The organism is Pseudomonas sp. Pc102, assembly GCF_018408275.1.
Taxonomy (GTDB): domain Bacteria; phylum Pseudomonadota; class Gammaproteobacteria; order Pseudomonadales; family Pseudomonadaceae; genus Metapseudomonas; species Metapseudomonas tohonis.
The window spans coordinates 2438267-2458152 of record NZ_AP021905.1 but is presented as its reverse complement, the minus strand read 5'-3'; the positions used below and the strand labels follow the sequence as shown (position 1 = coordinate 2458152).

Below are 19886 nucleotides of genomic sequence, written 5' to 3'. Positions count from 1 at the left end.
CTCAAACGCGCTCAATGATCGTTGCGATACCCATGCCGCCGCCCACGCACAGGGTGGCCAGGCCGTAGCGCAGCTGGCGCTTCTCCAGCTCGTCGAGCAGGGTGCCGAGGATGGCGCAGCCGGTGGCGCCCAGGGGATGGCCCATGGCGATGGAACCGCCGTTGACGTTGACCTTCTCCTCCGGCACGCCCATGTCCTTCATGAACTTCATCACCACCGAGGCGAAGGCTTCGTTGACCTCGAACAGGTCGATGTCGCCCACCGACAGCCCGGCCTTGGCCAGGGCCTTGCGGGTGGCCGGCGCCGGGCCGGTGAGCATGATGGTCGGGTCGGTGCTGGTCACCGCCGTGGCGACGATGCGTGCGCGGGGCTTGAGGCCCAGTTCCTTGCCCTTGGCTGCAGAGCCGATGAGCATCGCGGCGGCGCCGTCGACGATGCCGGAGCTGTTGCCCGGGGTGTGCACGTGATGGATGCGCTCGACGTGGCTGTACTTGCGCAGCGCGGTGGCGTCGAAGCCCATCTGGCCCATCATCTCGAAGCTAGGCTTGAGCGCGCCGAGGCCTTCGAGGGTGGATTCGCCCCGGATGAACTCGTCGTGGTCCAGCAGCACGATGCCGTTCTGGTCGGTGACCGGCACCAGGGATTTGTTGAACGAGCCGTCGGCGCGGGCGCGGGCGGCCTTCTGCTGGGAGCGCAGGGCGAAGGCGTCGACGTCCTGGCGGCTGAAGCCTTCCAGGGTGGCGATCAGGTCGGCGCCGATGCCCTGGGGCACGAAGTTGGTGTGCAGGTTGGTTTCCGGGTCCATGGCCCAGGCGCCACCGTCGGAGCCCATGGGGATGCGCGACATGGATTCGACGCCACCGGCCACCACCAGGTCCTCGAAGCCGGAGCGCACCTTCATCGCGGCGAGGTTCACGGCCTCCAGGCCCGACGCGCAGAAGCGGTTGATCTGCTGGCCCGAGACGGTCTCGTCCCAGTCAGCCACCAGCGCGGCGGTCTTGGCGATGTCGGCGCCCTGGTCGCCCACCGGGGTCACGCAGCCGAGGACGATGTCGTCCACCTGGCTGGTGTCCAGCGTGTTGCGCGCCTGAAGGGCCTTGAGCAGCCCGGCGATCAGGTTGACCGGCTTGACGCTGTGCAGCGCCCCGTCCTTCTTGCCCTTGCCGCGGGGCGTGCGCACCGCGTCGTAGATAAATGCTTCGGTCATGGCGTTCTCTCTTGTCGTTAGGCAGACGGGCCGGCCAGGGGCCAACCGCTGTGGGGCTTACCTTAGCGGCACGCGGGCCGCACTCAATGACCGAACTGCTCAGCGCCATTGACTTCTGCGCTCAGACGAACGGTCGCCTGACCCGGGGGTCAATGCGATGCGTCTGGCGCAAGGGTTGCCACGCGCGGTTCCGGTGCCACCCGGCGATGGGGTTCTAAGCATTCGCCTATTGATCCCAAGCGTTCTAAAGGGATCGGGGGCCGGCCCCTAGAGTTCAGGTTGTCAGAGGTCGTTGCCGGGTTTTGCCGGAGCGGCTCTATCCACCCACCGCCAAGGAGGCGGCCAGGCCGACAGGCAGGCCGTTGACGCCTGACGCACGGCGCCTCCAACAAAAACAAAGGCAGCAGGCCATGTTCAAACAGCCGAAAATGCGGCAAGCGAGCCTCATCGTCTTCGCCACCACCGTCATCCTCATCCTCCCCAACCTGACCCGGCTGGTCAGCTGACAACGCGGGCATCGTCCTGTGCTGCGCACCGCCGCGAGCGGTCAACGCAGCGCAGGTAGCCACCAGGCCAGCAGCAGCGGAATGGTCACGAACGACAGCAGCGTCGAACACATCACCAGGCTCGCCACCTGCTCCGGCGAACGCCCGGCGCGCACTGCCAGCAGGTAGTTGAACACCGCCACCGGCATCGCCGACTGCATCACCAGCACGCCCAGGGTCAGCGGCTCCAGTTGCAGCGCCAGGCCCACTCCCCATCCCACGCCCGTACCGAAGAGGATGCGCAGTGCCCCCTGCAGCAGCCCGCTGCCCAGGTGGCCGACGCGGATACTGGCCAGGGACACGCCGAGGGTCAGGAGCATCAGCGGGATGGTCATGTCGCCCAGCAGCTCGATGGTGTTGGCCAGCCAGCGCGGCAGCGTCAGGTCGAAGACGATCAGCGGGATGGCCAGCGCCAGGCTGATGACGATGGGGTTGATGAACAGCTTCTTCACCGAGCGCTCGCTGCCCGAGAGCAGCAGCCCCAGGCTGAACTGCACCACCGCCAGCGCCAGGAAGAAGCCCACCGCCAGCGCCAGGCCCTTCTCGCCGAACGCGTAGAGCGCCACCGGCAGGCCCATGTTGCCGGAGTTGGGAAACAGGAAGGCCGGCACCAGCACGCGCCAGTCCTGCTTCATGGCCCGGCCGAGGCCCATGCCGATCGCCCCCATCAGCGCCGTGGTGAGCAGGCAGGCGAGCGCGATCTGGCCGAAGGCATGCTTGTCGATCTGCGCCTGGCTGAGGGTGGAAAGCACCAGGCTCGGCGTGCCCACGTTGAGAACCAGACGAGCGACGAAGTCTGTCGGGTAATTCTGCCCGGAGCGTGCCCAGGCATAGCCGATACCGGCGGTGATGAGGATCGGCGCCATGACGGCGAACAGCGCGGCCAGCATGGCCCGCTCCTTGGCCCGGAGGGTCGTGGAATGGCTGAAAGGCCCGATCCTAGCGGTTCGCGATGACCCTCGGCAATTGTGCTAGGGTCCAAGGGTTCTTGTTTTTCAGGGAGTTACACCATGCGCAAGATGCTCGCCACGCTCACCCTTTGCCTCAGCCTTCCCGCAGCCGCAGCTGCAGCCGCCGCCGACGTCGACCAGGCCGCTGCGCTGGAAGCCCTCAAGCAACCGGGCGCCGTGCTGATCGACGTGCGTACACCGGAAGAAATCGAGGCAGGAGCCTTGCCCGGTGCCCGTTACATCGGCTTCGAGGACATCGGTACGAAAATCGCGGAACTGGCACCGGACAAGCACACCCCCATCGTCCTCTACTGCCGCAGTGGCCGCCGCTCCGGCATCGCCCAGGACGATCTGCGTGCCAGGGGCTACACCAATGTGCAGAATGCCGGCGGTTACTCCACCCTCAAACCGATTCTGGACACGCCCTGATGCGCCACCTGCTGCTCTGCCTGCTGTTGCTGACCCCCACCCTGCACGCCGCCGAGCTGCTGCTCGAATTGCCCGGCGGCACGCAACGCTGGGACAGCGCCAGGCTGCTGGCCCACCCCCAGGCGCGGGATATCGACGTACCCGCGGATGTCGCCTACAAGCGCACCATGCATTACCGCGCCCTGCCCCTGGCGGCGCTGCTGGACGGGGTCGAGCCCGGCCAGCACCTGCAGGCCGTGGCGGCGGATGGTTTCGCCGCCGAACTGCCCGCCGCGCCCCTGCTCGCCAAGGATGGCGCCCGGGCCTGGCTGGCGGTGGAAGACCCGGGCAAGCCCTGGCCGCCCCTGGCCGAGGGCAAGCCCAGCGCCGGGCCCTTCTACCTGGTGTGGACCGACCCGCAGGCCGGCGGCATCGGCCCGGAGCAATGGCCCTTCCAAGTGGTCAGGATCCGCTACCTGGCTTCGGTCGCCGAGCGCTTCCCCGCGCTGCTGCCGGCAGCCGATGCGAGCGCTGACGTCCAGGCCGGCTTCGCCCAGTTCCAGAAGAACTGCCTGGCCTGCCACCGCCTCAACGGCGCCGGCGATGCCCAGTTCGGCCCCGACCTCAACCTGCCCTACAACCCCACCGAATACTTCGCCGAGGGCTTCCTCCAGCGCTACATCCGCGACCCGCAGGCCATGCGCCGCTGGCCCCAGGGCCGGATGCCCGCCTTCCCGGCGGCGGTGATCGACGATGCGCAACTGCAGCAACTGGTCGCCTACCTGCGCCACATGAGCGGTCGCAAGACGCCGTGATGTCCCTCACGGACGGGCGCGGATGGACTTTTCCGGCGCCCGCACCGGCGCTACGCTCACCCACCTGAACCGCCGGCCGGGAGGGCCAGCATGAGCACCGAGCTCCACGTCGAAAGCCTGGTCCTGCGCGGGGCCCGCAACGAGGCCCTCACCCCGACCTCAACCTGCACCTGGACGACCCCCGGCTCAGCCTGGGCGAGCTGATCCGCCGGGTGGTGCTGCACCAGGTGGCCGAACGGACGGTCACCGGCTGGCTGGATCGCCTCCAGGCCAGCGGCCCCTCCGACTACCTCAGCGACGACGACATCCGCCGCCAGTCAGCCCGGGGCGCCATCAAGCTGCGCACCGAGGTGCCCGACGCCCCCCGGATCGACGCCGAAGCCGAGGTGCAGCGAGCCCTGGACGGCTTCCGCCAGCGCCGCTATCGCATCCTCCTCGATGGCCGGATGCTCAACGACCTCGACCATTCCCTCGACCTGCCCGCCCAGGCCCGGCTCACCTTCCTGCGCCTGGTGCCCCTGGTGGGCGGCTAAGCCCTGACGAACGGACTCCTCATGCAGCATTACCAAGCCGACGCCCATCAGCAGACCCGCATCGACCTGCTCGAAGCCTTCCTCGACCGCCACCTGGATGCCTTGCCCGAACGCGACGCCCTGCTGGCCGAAGACGGCTACCAGCATCCGTTCTGGGACGAGGTGGACGGCCTCGCCCTGGCCGACGTCTTCCTCGCCGAAGCCGGCCCCGAGGGCCAGCAAGCCCTGGTGGACGCCCTGGTCTTCCCGCGCAGCCTGGGCCATGACGAGACCGACCATGCCTACATTCGCCAGCGCCTGCTGCAGATCGTCAGCCAGGCCGGTGTCGCGGCCTACCCCAGCCCCTATGGCTTCCAGGCACTGGAGCGGCGCGTGCGGCACATGCTGGTCCACGCCTTCGAGGACAGCGACCACGCCCTGCAACCCGGCTACAAGGCCGACAACCACTGGGACTATCCCTCTGGGGCCTGGGCCAGGCCCGGCCTGGCGGAGTGCCTGGCGCTGTTGGCCGGACACCCTATCGACGAAGCCTGGCTGGACCTGGCCCAGTGGCTGCTCGGGGGCGAATGGGACCGCCCCAACCCCGCCTCGAACGCTTACTACCCGCGTCTTGCCGAGGTCTACCAGGGCAAGGCGGCGGATGCCATCCGGCAGTTCGCCGTGGCCCTGGCCGACGCCGGGCGCCTGGATGCGGCGCAGCACCAACGGGCCGTGCTCACCTGGGCCGACAGCCTGTGCACGCTGCCGCCGCTTGAGGAAGGCGACAGTACGGGCGAACAGCGGCTCGACGCACTCAACGCCGAGCTCGTCGACCGCAACCTCGCCCAGTTGCCTGACACCAGCGGCCTGTTCCGCCTCATCGGCGAACGCGGCACCTCCACCGCCCGCTGGCTGCTGGCAGGGGTACGCGAGCTGGCCCGCCTCGGCCTGGAGCCAGGCACCCTCAATACCCACTACAACGACATATCCGGCCGGGCACTGACCGCCCTGCTCGACGTCGGCCACCTGGAAAAGGACGAAGAGGCCGCACTGGCCGAACAGCTCGCCGGCTTCCCCCGCGCCAGCCTGCTCACCGCCCTGCCCTTCAGCGGTGCAGCCAGCGAAGCGGTGCTGGACGCCCTCGGCTGGAGCGACCTGAAGCCCCTGCAGCGCCTCTACCTCGACCTGGCGCTGGCCACCGACCACAGCGGGCGACAGGTGGAAGACCTGCAAAGCAGCGACGACCCGGAGCTGGGCGTGGTGGACCGCGACGCCCTGCAAGCCGCCCTGGACCAGGCCGACGCCGGGCACCTGGCCGACTACCTCGCCGCGCTGGAAGGCACCCCCTGGGCCTTCCCCAACACCCGCCTGCTGCTGGACGCCTTCCGTGGCCTGGAGCGCAAGGCCCTGGAGAAGAAGCTGCAACGCCACGCCCAGGCCGCCCTGCGCGCCTACGGCCTGCTGCCCACACGCGGCGCGGACGAAACCCGCGAACGCTACCTGGCCCTCAAGCGCTACCACCGCGAAGTCGAGCGCTACGGTGCCGAACGCCAGGCCAACTCCCAGGCGGCCATCCAGGCCGGGCTGGAGAACCTCGCCCGCACCGCCGGCTACGGCGACGCCACCCGGCTGGAATGGGCGATGGAAGCGGAGATCGCCGAACAGACCCCGGACCGCCTGCACCTGGACGGCTACGACCTGTGGCTGGAATTGCAGGGCCTCAACCCGGTCATGGTCGCCAGCAAGGGGGGCAAGCGCCTGAAGTCCGTACCCGCCGCCCTGCGCAAGCACGACGGCCACGCGGAGCTGAAGACCCTGCAGGGCCGCATGAAGGACCAGATCCGCCGCTTCCGCCTGACCCTGGAAGCCATCATGGCCCGGGGCGAGGCCCTGGAGCCGACACAACTGCACCAACTGCTTCGCATGCCGGCGGCGCGCCTGCTGCTGGACCACCTGGTGCTGCGCGATGGCGACGGCCTGCTGGGCTGGCTGGACGGCGACGCCTTCGCCCTGCGCCCGCTGACCGGACCCGCGCGCCCCATCGAAGGTCCGCTGCTGATCGCCCACCCGCTGCACCTGTACGAAGCCGGCGCGCTCTCCGCCTGGCAGCAGGCCCTGGTGGCCCAGCGCCGGGTGCAGCCCTTCAAGCAGGTGTTCCGCGAGCTGTACCTGCTGACCCCGGCCGAACGGGAGAACGGCCTGAAGTCCATGCGCTTCGCCGGTCACGTGCTGCGCAGCGCCGTGGCGGCCCGCCTGCTGCGGGCCCGGGGCTGGACCACCCATGACGGCGAGGAAGTGTTCCGCAACTGGGGCCAGGGCCTGTATGCCTTCGTCGACTTCCCCGATGCGCAGCGCTACCTGGCGCTGACCGAGACCATCACCCTGCAGGCCATCGAATTCGTCCGCGACCGCGCGCCCCTTCCCCTGGAAGAGGTCCCGCCGCTGGTGTTCTCCGAGACCCTGCGCGACGCCGACCTGATCGTCTCCGTGGCCTTCAACGGCGAGAGCGGCACCCACGCCGGCAGCGCCGAGGTCATCCAGCGCCGCGCCGAACTGGTGCAGGCCCTGGTGGGCAACCTGGGGCTGGCCAACGTGCGCTGCGAGGGCCACCACGCGCACATCACCGGCGCCCGCGCGCGCTACCGGCTGCACCTGGGCAGCGGCGTCATCCATATCGAGCCGGGCAACTACCTGTGCATCGTCCCTGCCGGCAAGCCGGCGGATGACCTCTACCTGCCCTTCGCCGACAGCGATGCACGCACCAGCGAGATCATCAGCAAGCTGTTCCTGCTGCTGGACGACGGGGCGATCGACGACCCCAGCATCCTCGAACAGATCCGCCGCAGCGAGGTGCCGGCGTGAGCGACGTACTCGCCGCACGGTTGGCCGAAGTCGAGGACGCGGCCAGCTTCCTCGCCTTCGTCCGCGCCCTGCGCGAAGACCGCCTGCGCGCCGTCGCCGCCCCCGCGACCGGGCAGTGGGCCCACGACACCATCGAGGACTTCCTCGACGGCGCGCTGGCCTGGGCCGATGACAGTGACTTCGGCGCCCGCCAGGGTCTGGCAGGCGCCAACCCCTGGCGCTGCGCCGCTACCTTCCTGCTATGCGGCAGCCTTTACGAGTAACGCCTTTGACCTAGCGCTCAGGCACGCGGGTTTCTCCCGCCCTACGGCATCGTTGTTCGCGGAAAAAGATGCTGGCGCCGCCTCCCACGTGGGAGCGAATTCATTCGCGATGAAGCCGGCACCGTGCCCGCCCCTTTCGCGGCTGAAGCCGCTCCCACAATCCCGGTTCAACCTACAGGCGCCCACAGCCTGTAGGGGCGAATTCATTCGCCCGCGCTTTCGCGCCGCCTGCGAGCTCAACCTCAGACGTTGTATTCCGCCGGTGGCGCCGGCAGTTTCTCCAGCACCTCGTGCAGCCCGGCGGCCCACTGGCGGCGGACGCCTTCGTAGTACTCGTCGTCCTCGGTGACGCGGTAGCCGGCGGGGAGGATCAGGCTGTCGGTGTGGTAGACCAGCAGGTCCAGCGGCATGCCGACCGAGAGGTTACTGCGGATGGTGGAATCGAAGGAGACCAGCGCGCACCGCAGCGCCTCCTCCAGGCTGGTGTCGTGCTTGAGGTTGCGGTCGAGGATCGGCTTGCCGTACTTGCTCTCCCCCAGTTGCAGGAAGGGCGTGTCCTCGGTGGCCTGGATGAAGTTGCCCTGCGGGTAGATGCTGTAGAGCGCGGGCGGCTGGCCGGCGATCTGGCCGCCGACGAGGAAGGAGCAGGTCAGGTCGGTGTTGCCCGCCAGCGGCGCGCCATCGCGGGCCACCACCTCGCGGATGGTTTCGGCGACCAGGGCGGTAGCGTCGTAGAGCGTGGGCACGCTGTCGAGGTTCACCAGGGTACTGCCCAGGCGCTGCTTGAGCAGGTTGACCACCGACTGCGAGGTGGCCAGGTTGCCCGCCGTCTGCAGCACGATCAGGCGTTCGCCGGGCGTGCCGAAGGTGAAGAGCTTGCGGAAGGTGGCGATGTGGTCGATGCCCGCGTTGGTGCGCGAATCGGAAACGAACACCAGGCCATCGGCAAGGTGCATGGCGACGCAGTAGGTCATGGTTCTCTCCCGTTTTTTTTATGCCCCCGCCTCCCCCGCGCCTTGCGCTTCGGCATCACCGGCCCGTGCCTGCCGGGATGGCAGGCGGGCAGTCGAATGACCGGTGATGCAGCGAGAAGTCCTGTGACGCGTGTTACTGCTGCTCCTGGACCATCAGCAGCGGCGGCACGTCGATGTCGACGCGCGCGTGCATCTGCTCGCCGCCGCCACGGCGCATGCCGCGGACCGGGCAGGCGTCCAGGTAGTCCAGGCCGACGGCGAGCTTGAGGTGGCGCTCCGGGCGGGACAGGCGATTGGTGACGTCGAAGCTGTACCAGGCATCGCCCAGCCAGGCTTCCGCCCAGGCGTGGCTGACCAGGTGGGCGTTGTTCTCCTTGTACAGGTAGCCGGAGACGAAGCGCGCCGGCACGCCGAGGGTGCGGGCGCAGGCGAGGAAGGCGTGGGTATGGTCCTGGCAGACCCCCGCGCGGCCGGCGAAGGCCTCGGCGGCGGTGCTGTCCACGGCGGTGACGCCGGTCTGGTAGTCGATGTGCTCGTGCAGCGCGTCCATCAGGGTGATCAGGCCGCTGCGCTCGGGCCGGGGCTTGCAGTGGGCGTGGGCGAAGGCACGCAGCGCCTCGTCCGCCGTGGTCAGGCGGGTGGAGCGCAGGAACGGCAGCGCCGAGAGCTTGTCGTGCTCGGCCTCGCTGTGCTCGTCGATCTCCACCTGGCCACGGGCGCCGATGACGATGGCCTCATGGGGTTCATCCAGGGTCAGCACGTGGAGGATGTTGCCGTAGGGGTCGATCTGCGCGCGCACCGGGCGTGGCAGGTCGAGCTGCCAGCTGAGGATGTGCTGGCGCTCGCTGTCGTGGGGCGTCAGGCGCAGGTACTGGATGCTCGCGCGAACCTGGTCGTCGTAGCGATAGGTGGTTTCGTGGCGGATGGACAGTTTCATACGGCCTCCAGATAAGAGCTGTGGATCGCTCTGGCCAATTGGCGAACCAGCAGGATGAAGTCGGTGAGCCAGCCGTGCAGGCCCTCACCGAGGATCTCGTCGATGCTCGTGTAGCGCAGGCGCGCGTCCAGCTCGGCGGCCAGGCGCTGGGCCGGCCGACCGTTCTCGCCGGGCAGGCTGGAAAGGATCAGGTTGAGCTCCTCCATGCAGGCGCGCAGGGAGCGCGGCACGTCGGGGCGCAGCAACAGGAGCTCGGACACCTGGCGTGCACCGGGCGAACCCCGGAACACCTCGGTGTAGGCCTCGAAGGACGACAGCGCGCGGAGCAAGGCGCTCCACTGGTAGTAGCCACGTGCGGACGTATCGCTGACCTCCTCCGCCTCCTCGCCGAGCATCTCGTAGCGTGCATCGAGCAGGCGCAACGTATTGTCCGCCCGTTCTATGAAGGTTCCGAGACGGATGAAGCGGTAGGGGTCGTGACGCATGATGGTGCCGAAGGTGGCGCCGCGGAACAGGTGCGAGCGCTCCTTGACCCACTCGCAGAAGCGCTTGATCCCGTAGCGCCCCAGGCCCTCGCTGGCGATGCCGCGCATCTCCAGCCAGGTGGCGTTGATGTTCTCCCACATGTCGGCGGTGATGCGGCCGCGCACGGCGTGGGCGTTGGTACGGGCGGCGCCCAGGCAGCTGTAGATGCTCGCCGGGTTCTCCGCGTCGAGGGCGAAGAAGTGCAGCATGCGCTCGGCGTGCAGCTGGCCGTGGCGGGTCAGGTAGGCGTCCAGGGTGCCGGTGATCAGCAGCGGCATGGCGAGCTCTTCCAGGCCATCGCCACGGCCGTCCTGGGGCATCAGCGACAGCGAGTAGCTCACATCGAGCATGCGCGCGAGGTTCTCGGCGCGCTCCAGGTAGCGCGACATCCAGTACAGATCGGAGGCAGTACGGCTCAGCACGATCAGTCCTCCACGATCCAGGTGTCTTTGGTACCGCCGCCCTGCGACGAGTTCACCACCAGCGAACCTTCGCGCAGCGCGACGCGCGTCAGGCCGCCCGGCACCAGGCGCGTTTCGCGGCCGGAGAGGACGAACGGGCGCAAGTCGATGTGGCGCGGGGCGATGCCCTTCTCGACGAAGGTCGGGCAGGTGGACAGGCTCAGCGTGGGCTGGGCGATGTAGGCCTCCGGGCGCGCCTTGAGGCGTTCGCGGAAGGCTTCGATCTCCGCCTTGGTGGCGGCGGGGCCGACCAGCATGCCGTAGCCGCCGGAACCCTGGGTTTCCTTCACCACCAGCTCCGGCAGGTTGGCCAGCACGTGAGACAGCTCCTCGGGCTTGCGGCACTGCCAGGTGGGCACGTTGGCGAGGATGGGTTCCTCGTCGAGGTAGAAGCGGATCATGTCGCCGACATAGGGATAGATCGACTTGTCGTCCGCCACCCCGGTGCCGATGGCGTTGGCCAGCACCACGTTGCCGGAACGGTAGGCCGCCAGCAGTCCGGGCACGCCGAGCATGGAGTCCGGGTTGAAGGCCAGCGGGTCGAGGAAGGCGTCGTCGAGGCGACGGTAGATCACGTCCACCGGCTGCGGGCCGGAGGTGGTGCGCATGTAGACGCGGTCGTCGCGGACGAACAGGTCGGCGCCCTCCACCAGCTCGACGCCCATCTCGCGGGCGAGGAAGGCGTGCTCGAAGTAGGCACTGTTGAAGCGCCCCGGGGTCAGCACCACGACGCTGGGGTTGTCCAGCGGGCTGGAGCTCTTGAGGGTCTCCAGCAGCAGGTTCGGGTAGTGGTCGATGGGCGCCACGCGCTGCGCCGCGAACAGCTCGGGGAACAGGCGCATCATCATCTTGCGGTCTTCGAGCATGTAGCTGACGCCGCTGGGGGTGCGCAGGTTGTCCTCGAGCACGTAGTAGGTGCCGTCGCCGTCACGCACCAGGTCCACGCCGGCGATATGGGCGTAGATGTCGCGATGCAGGTCCAGGCCCTGCATCGCGATCTGGTAGCCCTCGTTGGCCAGCACCTGCTCGGCCGGGATGATCCCCGCCTTGATGATGCGCTGGCCGTGGTAGAGGTCGGCGAGGAACATGTTCAGCGCCTTGACGCGCTGGATGCAGCCGCGCTCGACGACACGCCACTCGCTCATGGGGATGGATCGGGGAATGGTATCGAAGGGGATCAGGCGCTCGGTGCCCTGTTCATCCCCATAGAGGGTGAAGGTGATGCCCGCCCGGTGGAACAGCAGGTCGGCTTCGCGCCGCCTCTGGGCAAGCAGCTCCTCGGGGGTATCGGCCAACCAGCGGGCGAATTCCCGGTAGTGCGGGCGGCATTCGCCACTCGCGTCGTACATCTCGTCAAAAAAGGTGCGGGCCATGCCGGACTCCTTGTCACCACCGACCATCTTGCAGTCGCAAGCCTCGTGCCAGCGACTCAACCCCTTACGTATCAATGAGTTGCACTCGGACTCCAACTCCGACGCACTGCGATGGTGCAGCTTCGGAAGCGGAACGGGTGCCACCGCCCCGTTTGGCGGCGATACGGATTAGGACGGGGAGCTGCGCGTACTTGTTCCCTAATTCTTCGCTCATCGCGAATGCGCCCACGCAAGCAGTCTAGGACAAGGCCGCCAGCCTGCCCGCGCCGTCGGCAACCTTCCTTGTCAGGCCACAGGCCGCGAACTACGCTGGCTTGAGCACCTCCCGCCTCACGGCCCGCTGCTCTGGCGGTCGCCGCCCAGGCTCCGCCGCATCCGCATCAGGAGTCGACCATGTCCTCGATCAGAAGCACCCTTTCGGCGTTTGCCTGCGCCAGCGCCCTGCTCAGCGGCGCGCTGCAGGCCGCACAACCGCTCAAGCAGATTGGCGAGGGCGAAGGCGCGCTCGACATCATCGCCTGGCCCGGCTACGTCGAGCGCGGCGAGACCGACAAGGCCTACGACTGGGTCACCGCCTTCGAAAAGGACAGCGGCTGCAAGGTCAACGTGAAGACCGCCGCCACCTCCGACGAGATGGTCAGCCTCATGGCCAAGGGTGGCTACGACCTGGTCACAGCCTCCGGCGATGCCTCCCTGCGCCTGGTGGCGGGCAAGCGCGTGCAGCCGATCGACACCGCGCTGATTCCCAACTGGAAGAACCTCGACGAGCGGCTCAGGGACGCCCCCTGGCACACCGTGGCCGGGCAGCATTTCGGCACGCCCTACCAGTGGGGGCCGAACGTGCTGATGTACAACACCCAGGTCTTCCCCAAGCCGCCCACGAGCTGGAACGTGGTGTTCGAGGAGACCACCCTGCCCGACGGCAAGAGCAACAAGGGCCGCGTGCAGGCCTACGACGGCCCCATCTACATCGCCGACGCCGCCCTCTACCTGCGCCGCACCCGGCCCGAGCTGGGCATCCGCGATCCCTACGAACTGAGCGAGGCGCAGTACGCCGCCGTCATCGCCCTGCTGCGCGGCCAGCAACCGCTGGTCCACCGCTACTGGCACGACGCGACCGTGCAGATGAGCGACTTCAAGAACGAAGGCGTGGCCGCCTCGGGCTCCTGGCCCTACCAGGTCAACGCCCTGCGCGGCGAGAAGCAGCCCGTCGCCTCCACCATCCCCACGGAGGGCTCCACCGGCTGGGCCGACACCACCATGCTGCACGCCGAGGCCAAGCACCCCAACTGCGCCTACAGATGGATGAACTGGTCCCTGGAGCCCAAGGTGCAGGGCGACGTGGCGGCCTGGTTCGGCTCGGTGCCGGCGGTACCCAAGGGCTGCTCCAGCAGCGAACTGCTCGGCGCCGGCGGCTGCGCCACCAACGGCTACGACCAGTTCGACAAGATCGCCTTCTGGAAGACGCCCCAGGCCAAATGCGGCGACGGGCAATGCGTGCCCTACAGCCGCTGGACCCAGGACTACATCGCGATCATGGGTGGGCGTTAGCGGGCCTGCCCGAGGCGCCGTGCGACCCTCTTCGCGAATGAATTCGCTCCCACCCCGGACCCGACCGCTGCGTAGGGTGGAGGTCGCTTTTCACCTCCACCCGGCGGGCTCGATCACGGCACGGCGTCAGGCCTGGGGGTTTACCCCGGCAGGAGAGCGGCGGCGCTGCGCGCCGCTGGGCGAATGAATTCGCCCCTACAGTGCAGGCGCCTCATGTAGGTCGGGTGCAACCCGACGATGTCGCACCACGCCGCGGGCTTCACCCGCTCTACGCACTGTAGGAGCGGTTTCAACCGCGACGCCCGGCTCGGGCCGTATTCGCGAATGAATTCGCTCCCACGCCGGGCCTGACCACTGCGTAGGGTGGAGGTCGCTTTTCACCTCCACCCGGCGGGCTCGATCACGGCACGGCGTCAGGCCTGGGAGTTTACCCCGGCAGGAGAGCGGCGGCGCTGCGCGCCGCTGGGCGAATGAATTCGCCCCTACAGGGTCTGGATCGCATGTAGGTCGGGTGCGACCCGACGATGGTGCACAACGCCGCGGGTTCCACCCGCCCTACGCACCACGGACTTCATGGCAATCATGGGTGGGCGCGTTGCACGGCCCTTTTCGCGAATGAATTCGCTCCCACCCCGGACCCGACCGCTGCGTAGGGTGGAGGTCGCTTTTTACCTCCACCAGGCGGGGTCGATCGCGGTACGGCGTCAGGCATTGGCCTCATATAGGTCGGGTGCAACCCAGCGCTAGGCGCTCAACGCGGGGGCCGAGCGCTGGGGCTGGTCCTGGAAGGCCAGGTCCAGCCAGCGTCGGTAGAACCCTTCCGCCACCTGGTGCAGCGCCTCCACCTTGGCCGGCAGGTCTTTGAGCATGCGCTCCCTGGGCTGCTGGCTGGGCTGGGTCTCGTCGAGCAGGTGGGCCCAGTCGGTGAGCCACAGCTGCACCAGTTCCTCGGTCATCTCCGGGTGGCCTTGCAGGGCCAGCACCTTGTCGCCCCAGGAGAAGCCCTGATTGGGGCACCAGGGGCTGTCGAACAGCCACTGCGCGCCGCTGGGCAGATCGAAGGTATCGCTGTGCCACTGGTAGACCGGGAACTGCATGGGCAGGTGCGCGACCCAGGGATTGCCCACCGCCAGCGCGCGTTTCTCCAGCGGCTGCCAGCCGATCTCGGTATAGGGCATGCGGTGCACCGCCGCCCCCAGCGCCCGTGCCAGCAACTGGCCGCCGAGGCAGTGGCCGATGATGGGGATGTCCCGCGCGATGAAATGCCGCAGCGCCGCGATTTCCGCTTCGATCCAGGGCAGTGGGTCGTTGACGCTCATCGGCCCGCCCATCACCGCGACCGCGCGCGGGCGATCGAGGTCGTAGCCGTACAGTTCGCCCTGGTCCGCGCGCAACACGGTGAAGGCCCGGCCTTGCGCGTCCAGCACGTTCGCGAGATGGCCAGCCGGACAGAAATCGGCGTGGGTAAGAATCAGGATATCGGTCATGTCAGCCCTCCGTTTCCGGAGTCTGAGGCAAAGCCCGTGCCGAGGTCGAGTCAGGAAAAGGTAAGTTTTTTCAGGCACCTGGAACGACACCGGCCAGCGCAGGGCTGGCCGGTGATTACCAGGCGTTGGGGAACTCAGCGCGAAGGCGCGGGGAGTTCCTGGGTCACGCCCCATCCATCCAGGGTCCCGCCGAGGGGCACGACCAGCTCCTCCAGGTCGTGTTCGAAATCGCCGATGCCGGCGTGGGTGGCGTACATCACCTTGCTCACCTGCAGGTGCCAGGCCCCGTCATCACGGGGGGATACCTGGGCGTTCAGCCATTCACCGCAGAACTTTCGCGCAACCATCCGGGCCCGGTCCTCGTCGGGGAAGATGGCGTAGAACTCGATGGGATGTACCCGGGCGAAATCGAAACCGCCCTCTTTCATGCGCCGTAGAACATTGCTGCTGACGTCATCGTGGAAGGTTGTGCTCATGGTAACGACCTCCTCTCTGGCGATTGATGAGTTTCGCTTGTAGACGGCCGAAGGCTTCGGCCTCGCGACACCTGGCGGCGTCGCCACGGGCGGCCCCGCGGACGCGGGGCACCACCCTGGCCAGCTCCTTGAAGGAGATGGCCGCTGCTTTTCTCACGCACAACGATCGACTGCATCAGAGTGCAGGTTAGCGTCAGCTCGGCCGGTCTGCCCGCCGTCGAGCGAACTTTCCTTCGCCCGGCACGACGGGCGGCACTTCAGGCGCCGCCGGGCGAAACCGCCCGTCGCTCCGCCCGCCCACCGAGGCCGATGGCACCCAGCACCAGGGCCATGCCCAGGGCCTGGCCGGCGCTCAGACCTTCGCCCAGCAGCAGGCCGCCGACCAGCACCGCGCCCACCGGCATCAGCCCGGTGAACAGCCCGGCCACGCTGGCCTGCACCTGGCTGATGCCGCGGTACCAGAGCAGGAAGGACAGCACGCTGGCGCTCAGCGCATAGAACAGCACCCAGGCCCAGCTCGCCGGGCTTATCGCCATCCAGTCGAACGCGGGGCCCTGCACCAGAGCCAGGGGCAGGAACAGCGCCAGCCCGGCGAGGTTCACGCCGAAGGCCATCGCCCAGGGATGCAGCGCCAGGGACAGGCGCCGCGAATAGATGGCGAAGATCGCCTCGGCCAGCACCGCGCCCAGCACCAGCGTATTGCCGAGCACGCTGCCGGTGCCGCCCTCGCCGCCGCCCAGCAGGTTGAGCAGGGCGATGCCCGCTACCGCCAACGCAATCGCCAGCGCGCCCTGCGCGCCAACCCGCTCACGCAGCCAGAACCAGGCCAGCAGCGCCACCACGCTCGGCGTCGCGCTGGTGATGATGCCCGCACTGGTGGCACTGGTGTGCTGGACGCCATAGAGCATGAACAGGCTGAACAGGAAGCAGCCGAAGAACGCCTGCAGGAACAGTCCCTTGCCGGCCGTGGCATCCAGACCCCGACGCACCCTGGACGACAGCATGCCCGGCGCCAGCACCAGGGTGGCGATGAGAAAGCGCAGGCAGGCGAAGACGAACAGCGGCACCTCGGCCAGCACCAGCTTGCCGATGGCGATATTGCCGCCGACCAGCAGCATGGACAGGGCGAGACAGGCGTAGGCGAACCAGGGGGTCATGGAAGGCGTCCTTTCGGGCGCACCAGGGAGGTGCGGCCGGCCAGGCTATACGGTGCCGGCCCCCGTGCAAAGCCACCCGAAGCTGTCTCTTCGGTGGGTCCCCGCTTTCGCGGGGATGACGGCGTGCATGCAAGCCCCGCAGACACCGTCACCCTCGCGGACGCCGGGCCCACTGGAGGCCGGCTGCAGCCATGACCCGTCGGCCGCCCTACTCCCGGCTCAGCCGGCCCATGATCAGCCGGGTGATCCACGGCGGCGACACCTGCCCGGACCAGTACATCAGCTTGAACAGCAGGCTGATGGGCCGGTGCACCGCGGCGCCATGGGCCTGCTGCCAGGCCGCCTCGGCGATGTCCTCGGCCTTGAGGCTCACCCCGAGGCGGCGCAGGGTCGGCGGCTCGAAGCGCTGGCTCTCGACCATCGGGGTGCGCACGAAGGGCGGCATCAGGTCGCCGACACGGATGCCGTGGCGCCGCCACTCCAGCTCCAGGGCCTCGGTGAAGCCGCGCACGGCGAACTTGGAGGCGGAGTAGCTGGCCATGTGCGGCGTACCGTAGAGGCCCGAGGCCGAGCCCATGTTGATCACCTGGGCATCGGCGGTGGCCTTGAGATAGGGGAAGGCCGCGTGGGTCATCTGCACCAGGCCCAGCACGTTCACCGCGAGGATGCGCGCGTGCTCGGCCACATCGATCGTCTCGAAGTGGCCGAAGCGCAGCAGGCCCGCGCAGTTGAACAGCAGCCGCAACTGCCCGTCATGGCGCCCGCAGAAGTCCGCCAGGGCGCCTTCGACGGCGGCCAGGTCGGTGACGTCCAGCGCCTGGTACCAGAGCCCGCCCAGTTCGGCGGAGAGTTCCTCCAGCGGCCGCGGGGCGATGTCCAGCAGGCCGACGGTCCAGCCCTTCTGGTGGAACAGCCGCGCCGTGGCCCGGCCGATGCCGGAAGCGGCGCCGGTGATGAGGATGTTGTGCATTTCAAGCCCCCTCGCCGCTGCGGGCGTGGATGAAGGCGAGGATGCTGGCCAGCGCCTGGTCGGCGGCACGCAGTATGCCGGCGTGGGCCTGGAACACATGCCACAGCCCCGGGTAGCGCTCCAGGCGCACCGGCACCCCGGCCGCCCGCGCTGCGTCCGCCAGGCGCAGGCTGTCGTTGAGCAGCAGCTCGTCCTCGCCCACCTGCACCAGGATCGGCGGCAGGCCGGCCAGGTCGGCGTAGATCGGCGACAGCCCGGGGTCGCGTCGATCCAGCCCTGCCGGGGCGTAGAGGCTGATGGCCTGCTCCATCCACAGCGGATTTAGCAGCGGGTCGCCGGCCGGAGGCTGGTGCATCTGCTCGCCGCTGAAGTCGGTCACCGGCGACAGCAGCACCAGCCCCGCCGGCTGCGGCAGCCCCTGGCGACCGAGTTCCAGGGCGGTGATCAGGCTGAGATTGCCACCTGCGGAATCACCGCCGATGAAGATGCGCTCGCTGGCATACCCCTGGGCCAGCAGCGCGCGGTAGGCGGCCACGCCGTCCTGGCGGGCGGCGGGGAACGGGTGTTCGGGCGCCAGGCGATAGTCCAGCGCGCAGACCGACAGCCCGCCCCGGCGCGCCAGGGTGGCGGTGATGGCACGGTGGGTCGCGGCGGCGCCGATGAGGAAGGCGCCGCCGTGCAGGTAGAGCAGCACGCTGCCGTTGTCCCGTGCAGGGCGGTGCCATTCGCAGGGCACCCCGCCGAGGCTGTCGCGACTGCGGGTGACACCGCGCATCGACACCGGGGTGGAAGTCAGCGCGCGGATCACCGCCCGCTGCCCGGCGATGGGCATCGGCGGGCGCACCAGGCTCCGGAACAGCACCCGCAAGCCCCCACGCAGCACCGCACGCAGCAGCGGCTGGCCGGCATCGGGCGCGGTGAAATCAACGGACGCATTCATAGTGGTCGAGCTCCGGTTGGCGGGTCTGTTGGCGGTAGGTCAGGGTGAAGCCGGGCCAGTTGTTGGTGTTGCGGCCATCGGCGGTCTTGTACCAGCTGTTGCAGCCGCGCTCCCACACCGTATGGCGAACGGCGTGCTGCAGCCTGTCGTTGAAGCGGCGCTGCACCTCGGGCTTGAGGTCCATGTAGCGCAGGCCGTCGCGCTGCAGCGCGCGCAGGCAACCGAGCACATAGGCGAACTGGCTTTCCAGCATGTAGAGGATCGAGTTGTGCCCCAGGTTGGTGTTCGGCCCGTAGAGGATGAACAGGTTGGGGAAGCCGCTGACGCTGATGCCCAGGTAGGCTTCGGCGCCCTCGCGCCAGGCCTCGTTGAGGTCGCGGCCGTCGCGCCCGCGGATGCTCATGGGGGCGAGGAAATCGGTGGCGGCGAAACCGGTGCCGTAGATGATCGCGTCCACTTCGCGCTCGCGGCCGTCGGCGGTCAGCACGCCACGCTCGCTGATGCCGGTGATGGCCTGCTCCACCAGCTCGACGTTGTCCCGCGCCAGGGCGGGGTAGAAGTCGTTGGAGATGAGGATGCGCTTGCAGCCCAGCGGGTAGTCCGGCTGCAGGCGCCGACGCAGTTCCGGGTCACGGATGCCGCGGGACAGGTGCCGGTGGAAGCTCAGGCGCATCACCTTCATCAGCGGCGGGAAGACGGTGAAGGCCAGGGCGCGCGCCTCGTGCTGCACGTACTTGAGCAGTCGGTCGACCTTCTGCAGCACCGGCAGGCGCTTCATCAGCGCCAGCTCCCACGGGCGGTAGGCGCGGTCGGGCTTGGCGATGACATAGGCGGCGGAGCGCTGGAACAGGTGCAGCTGCGCCACCTGCGGCGCGATCTGCGGCACGAACTGGATGGCGCTGGCGCCGGTGCCGATCACCGCCACTCGCTTGCCGGACAGGTCGTAGTCATGGTTCCAGCGCGCCGAGTGGAACACCTCGCCGGTGAAGCGCTCGATGCCGGGCAGGCGCGGCATGGCCGGCCGGTTCAACTGGCCGCAGGCGCTGATCAGGGCGCGGGCGCTGAAGTGCTCGCCCGTGGTGGTTCCCACCCGCCACAGCGCCGCCTCTTCGTCGAAGCGGGCGCCGGCCACCTCGGTGCCGAAGCGGATGCGCCGACGCAGGCCGTGGCGCTCGGCGCACTGCTGCTGGTAGGCGTGGATCTCCGCCTGGGGCGCGAACTTGCGCGACCAGTCGAGCTTGGGCTCGAAGGAGAAGGAATAGAGGTGCGAAGGCACGTCGCAGGCCGCGCCGGGGTAGGTGTTGTCACGCCAGGTGCCGCCGAGGTCGGCGGCCTTCTCGAGGATCAGGAAATCCTCGATGCCGCATTGCTGCAGGCGGATGGCCAGGCCGAGGCCGCCGAAGCCGGCTCCGATGATCAGCACGCGCAGGGGCGCCGGGTGCTGGGGATTGTTGTTCATTGTTTTCTCCCATG

The 19886-nt window shown here is 68.7% G+C and carries 18 protein-coding genes; 6 read left to right on the top strand and 12 right to left on the bottom strand.

Translation table 11 applies throughout. The features are described 5' to 3' along the window. Position 1 precedes the first annotated feature (1 nt). Positions 2-1207 (bottom strand): acetyl-CoA C-acetyltransferase, encoded by a 1206-nt coding sequence (locus PHLH3_RS11485; protein ID WP_213629287.1) that lies wholly within the window; start codon positions 1205-1207, stop codon positions 2-4. Between the two features lie 547 nt (positions 1208-1754). Next, on the bottom strand, positions 1755-2642 hold the full coding sequence (locus PHLH3_RS11480; protein ID WP_213629286.1) for an AEC family transporter: 888 nt from the start codon (positions 2640-2642) through the stop codon (positions 1755-1757). A gap of 120 nt (positions 2643-2762) precedes the next feature. On the opposite strand from PHLH3_RS11480, the gene PHLH3_RS11475 reads away from it, so the two are divergent. From PHLH3_RS11475 to PHLH3_RS11455, 5 genes are all read left to right on the top strand, one after another. After that, a complete protein-coding gene (locus PHLH3_RS11475; RefSeq protein ID WP_213629285.1) occupies positions 2763-3131 on the top strand; it encodes a rhodanese-like domain-containing protein in 369 nt (122 codons plus the stop codon). Next, entirely contained in the window at positions 3131-3925 is a 795-nt protein-coding gene (locus PHLH3_RS11470; protein ID WP_213629284.1) for a cytochrome c, read from the top strand. Before PHLH3_RS11475 ends, PHLH3_RS11470 begins: the two co-directional genes overlap by 1 nt. A gap of 227 nt (positions 3926-4152) precedes the next feature. After that, the gene (locus tag PHLH3_RS11465; RefSeq protein ID WP_213629283.1) at positions 4153-4458 is read left to right on the top strand and encodes a hypothetical protein; all 306 of its coding nucleotides are present in this window, start codon (positions 4153-4155) and stop codon (positions 4456-4458) included. A 21-nt stretch (positions 4459-4479) separates the two neighbouring features. Continuing rightward, the gene (locus tag PHLH3_RS11460; RefSeq protein WP_213629282.1) at positions 4480-7299 is read left to right on the top strand and encodes a DUF4132 domain-containing protein; all 2820 of its coding nucleotides are present in this window, start codon (positions 4480-4482) and stop codon (positions 7297-7299) included. Next, the gene (locus tag PHLH3_RS11455; RefSeq protein WP_173178379.1) at positions 7296-7562 is read left to right on the top strand and encodes a hypothetical protein; all 267 of its coding nucleotides are present in this window, start codon (positions 7296-7298) and stop codon (positions 7560-7562) included. Before PHLH3_RS11460 ends, PHLH3_RS11455 begins: the two co-directional genes overlap by 4 nt. 242 nt (positions 7563-7804) lie before the next feature. Here the strand turns inward: PHLH3_RS11455 and PHLH3_RS11450 are convergent, their stop codons facing one another. The 4 genes from PHLH3_RS11450 to PHLH3_RS11435 all read right to left on the bottom strand — a co-directional run bounded on the left by PHLH3_RS11450 (position 7805) and on the right by PHLH3_RS11435 (position 11832). Beyond that, positions 7805-8536, bottom strand: a complete 732-nt coding sequence (locus PHLH3_RS11450; protein ID WP_111264281.1) for a proteasome-type protease — start codon at positions 8534-8536, stop codon at positions 7805-7807. A gap of 133 nt (positions 8537-8669) precedes the next feature. Continuing rightward, positions 8670-9473 (bottom strand): transglutaminase family protein, encoded by an 804-nt coding sequence (locus tag PHLH3_RS11445; RefSeq protein WP_173178378.1) that lies wholly within the window; start codon positions 9471-9473, stop codon positions 8670-8672. Continuing rightward, a complete protein-coding gene (locus PHLH3_RS11440) occupies positions 9470-10420 on the bottom strand; it encodes an alpha-E domain-containing protein (protein WP_213629281.1) in 951 nt (316 codons plus the stop codon). Before PHLH3_RS11440 ends, PHLH3_RS11445 begins: the two co-directional genes overlap by 4 nt. Positions 10421-10422: 2 nt before the next feature. After that, positions 10423-11832: a circularly permuted type 2 ATP-grasp protein gene (locus PHLH3_RS11435; RefSeq protein WP_111264283.1), complete on the bottom strand. Its 1410-nt coding sequence runs from the start codon at positions 11830-11832 to the stop codon at positions 10423-10425. 393 nt (positions 11833-12225) lie between these two features. On the opposite strand from PHLH3_RS11435, the gene ydcS reads away from it, so the two are divergent. Further along, a complete protein-coding gene (ydcS, locus tag PHLH3_RS11430) occupies positions 12226-13383 on the top strand; it encodes a putative ABC transporter substrate-binding protein YdcS (protein ID WP_213629280.1) in 1158 nt (385 codons plus the stop codon). Positions 13384-14126: 743 nt separating this feature from the next. On the opposite strand, the gene PHLH3_RS11425 is transcribed toward ydcS, so the two are convergent. The 6 genes from PHLH3_RS11425 to PHLH3_RS11400 form a co-directional block, all read right to left on the bottom strand. Continuing rightward, a complete protein-coding gene (locus tag PHLH3_RS11425) occupies positions 14127-14870 on the bottom strand; it encodes a type 1 glutamine amidotransferase (protein ID WP_213629279.1) in 744 nt (247 codons plus the stop codon). A gap of 134 nt (positions 14871-15004) precedes the next feature. Next, positions 15005-15346, bottom strand: a complete 342-nt coding sequence (locus tag PHLH3_RS11420) for a ribonuclease E inhibitor RraB (protein WP_173178375.1) — start codon at positions 15344-15346, stop codon at positions 15005-15007. A gap of 257 nt (positions 15347-15603) precedes the next feature. Then, on the bottom strand, positions 15604-16503 hold the full coding sequence (locus tag PHLH3_RS11415; RefSeq protein ID WP_213629278.1) for a DMT family transporter: 900 nt from the start codon (positions 16501-16503) through the stop codon (positions 15604-15606). A gap of 208 nt (positions 16504-16711) precedes the next feature. Next, the gene (locus PHLH3_RS11410) at positions 16712-17473 is read right to left on the bottom strand and encodes an SDR family oxidoreductase (protein WP_213629277.1); all 762 of its coding nucleotides are present in this window, start codon (positions 17471-17473) and stop codon (positions 16712-16714) included. Position 17474: 1 nt separating this feature from the next. Next, the gene (locus PHLH3_RS11405) at positions 17475-18413 is read right to left on the bottom strand and encodes an alpha/beta hydrolase (protein ID WP_213629276.1); all 939 of its coding nucleotides are present in this window, start codon (positions 18411-18413) and stop codon (positions 17475-17477) included. After that, positions 18397-19872 (bottom strand): NAD(P)/FAD-dependent oxidoreductase, encoded by a 1476-nt coding sequence (locus PHLH3_RS11400; RefSeq protein WP_213629275.1) that lies wholly within the window; start codon positions 19870-19872, stop codon positions 18397-18399. Before PHLH3_RS11400 ends, PHLH3_RS11405 begins: the two co-directional genes overlap by 17 nt. Between the last annotated feature and the right edge of the window lie 14 nt (positions 19873-19886).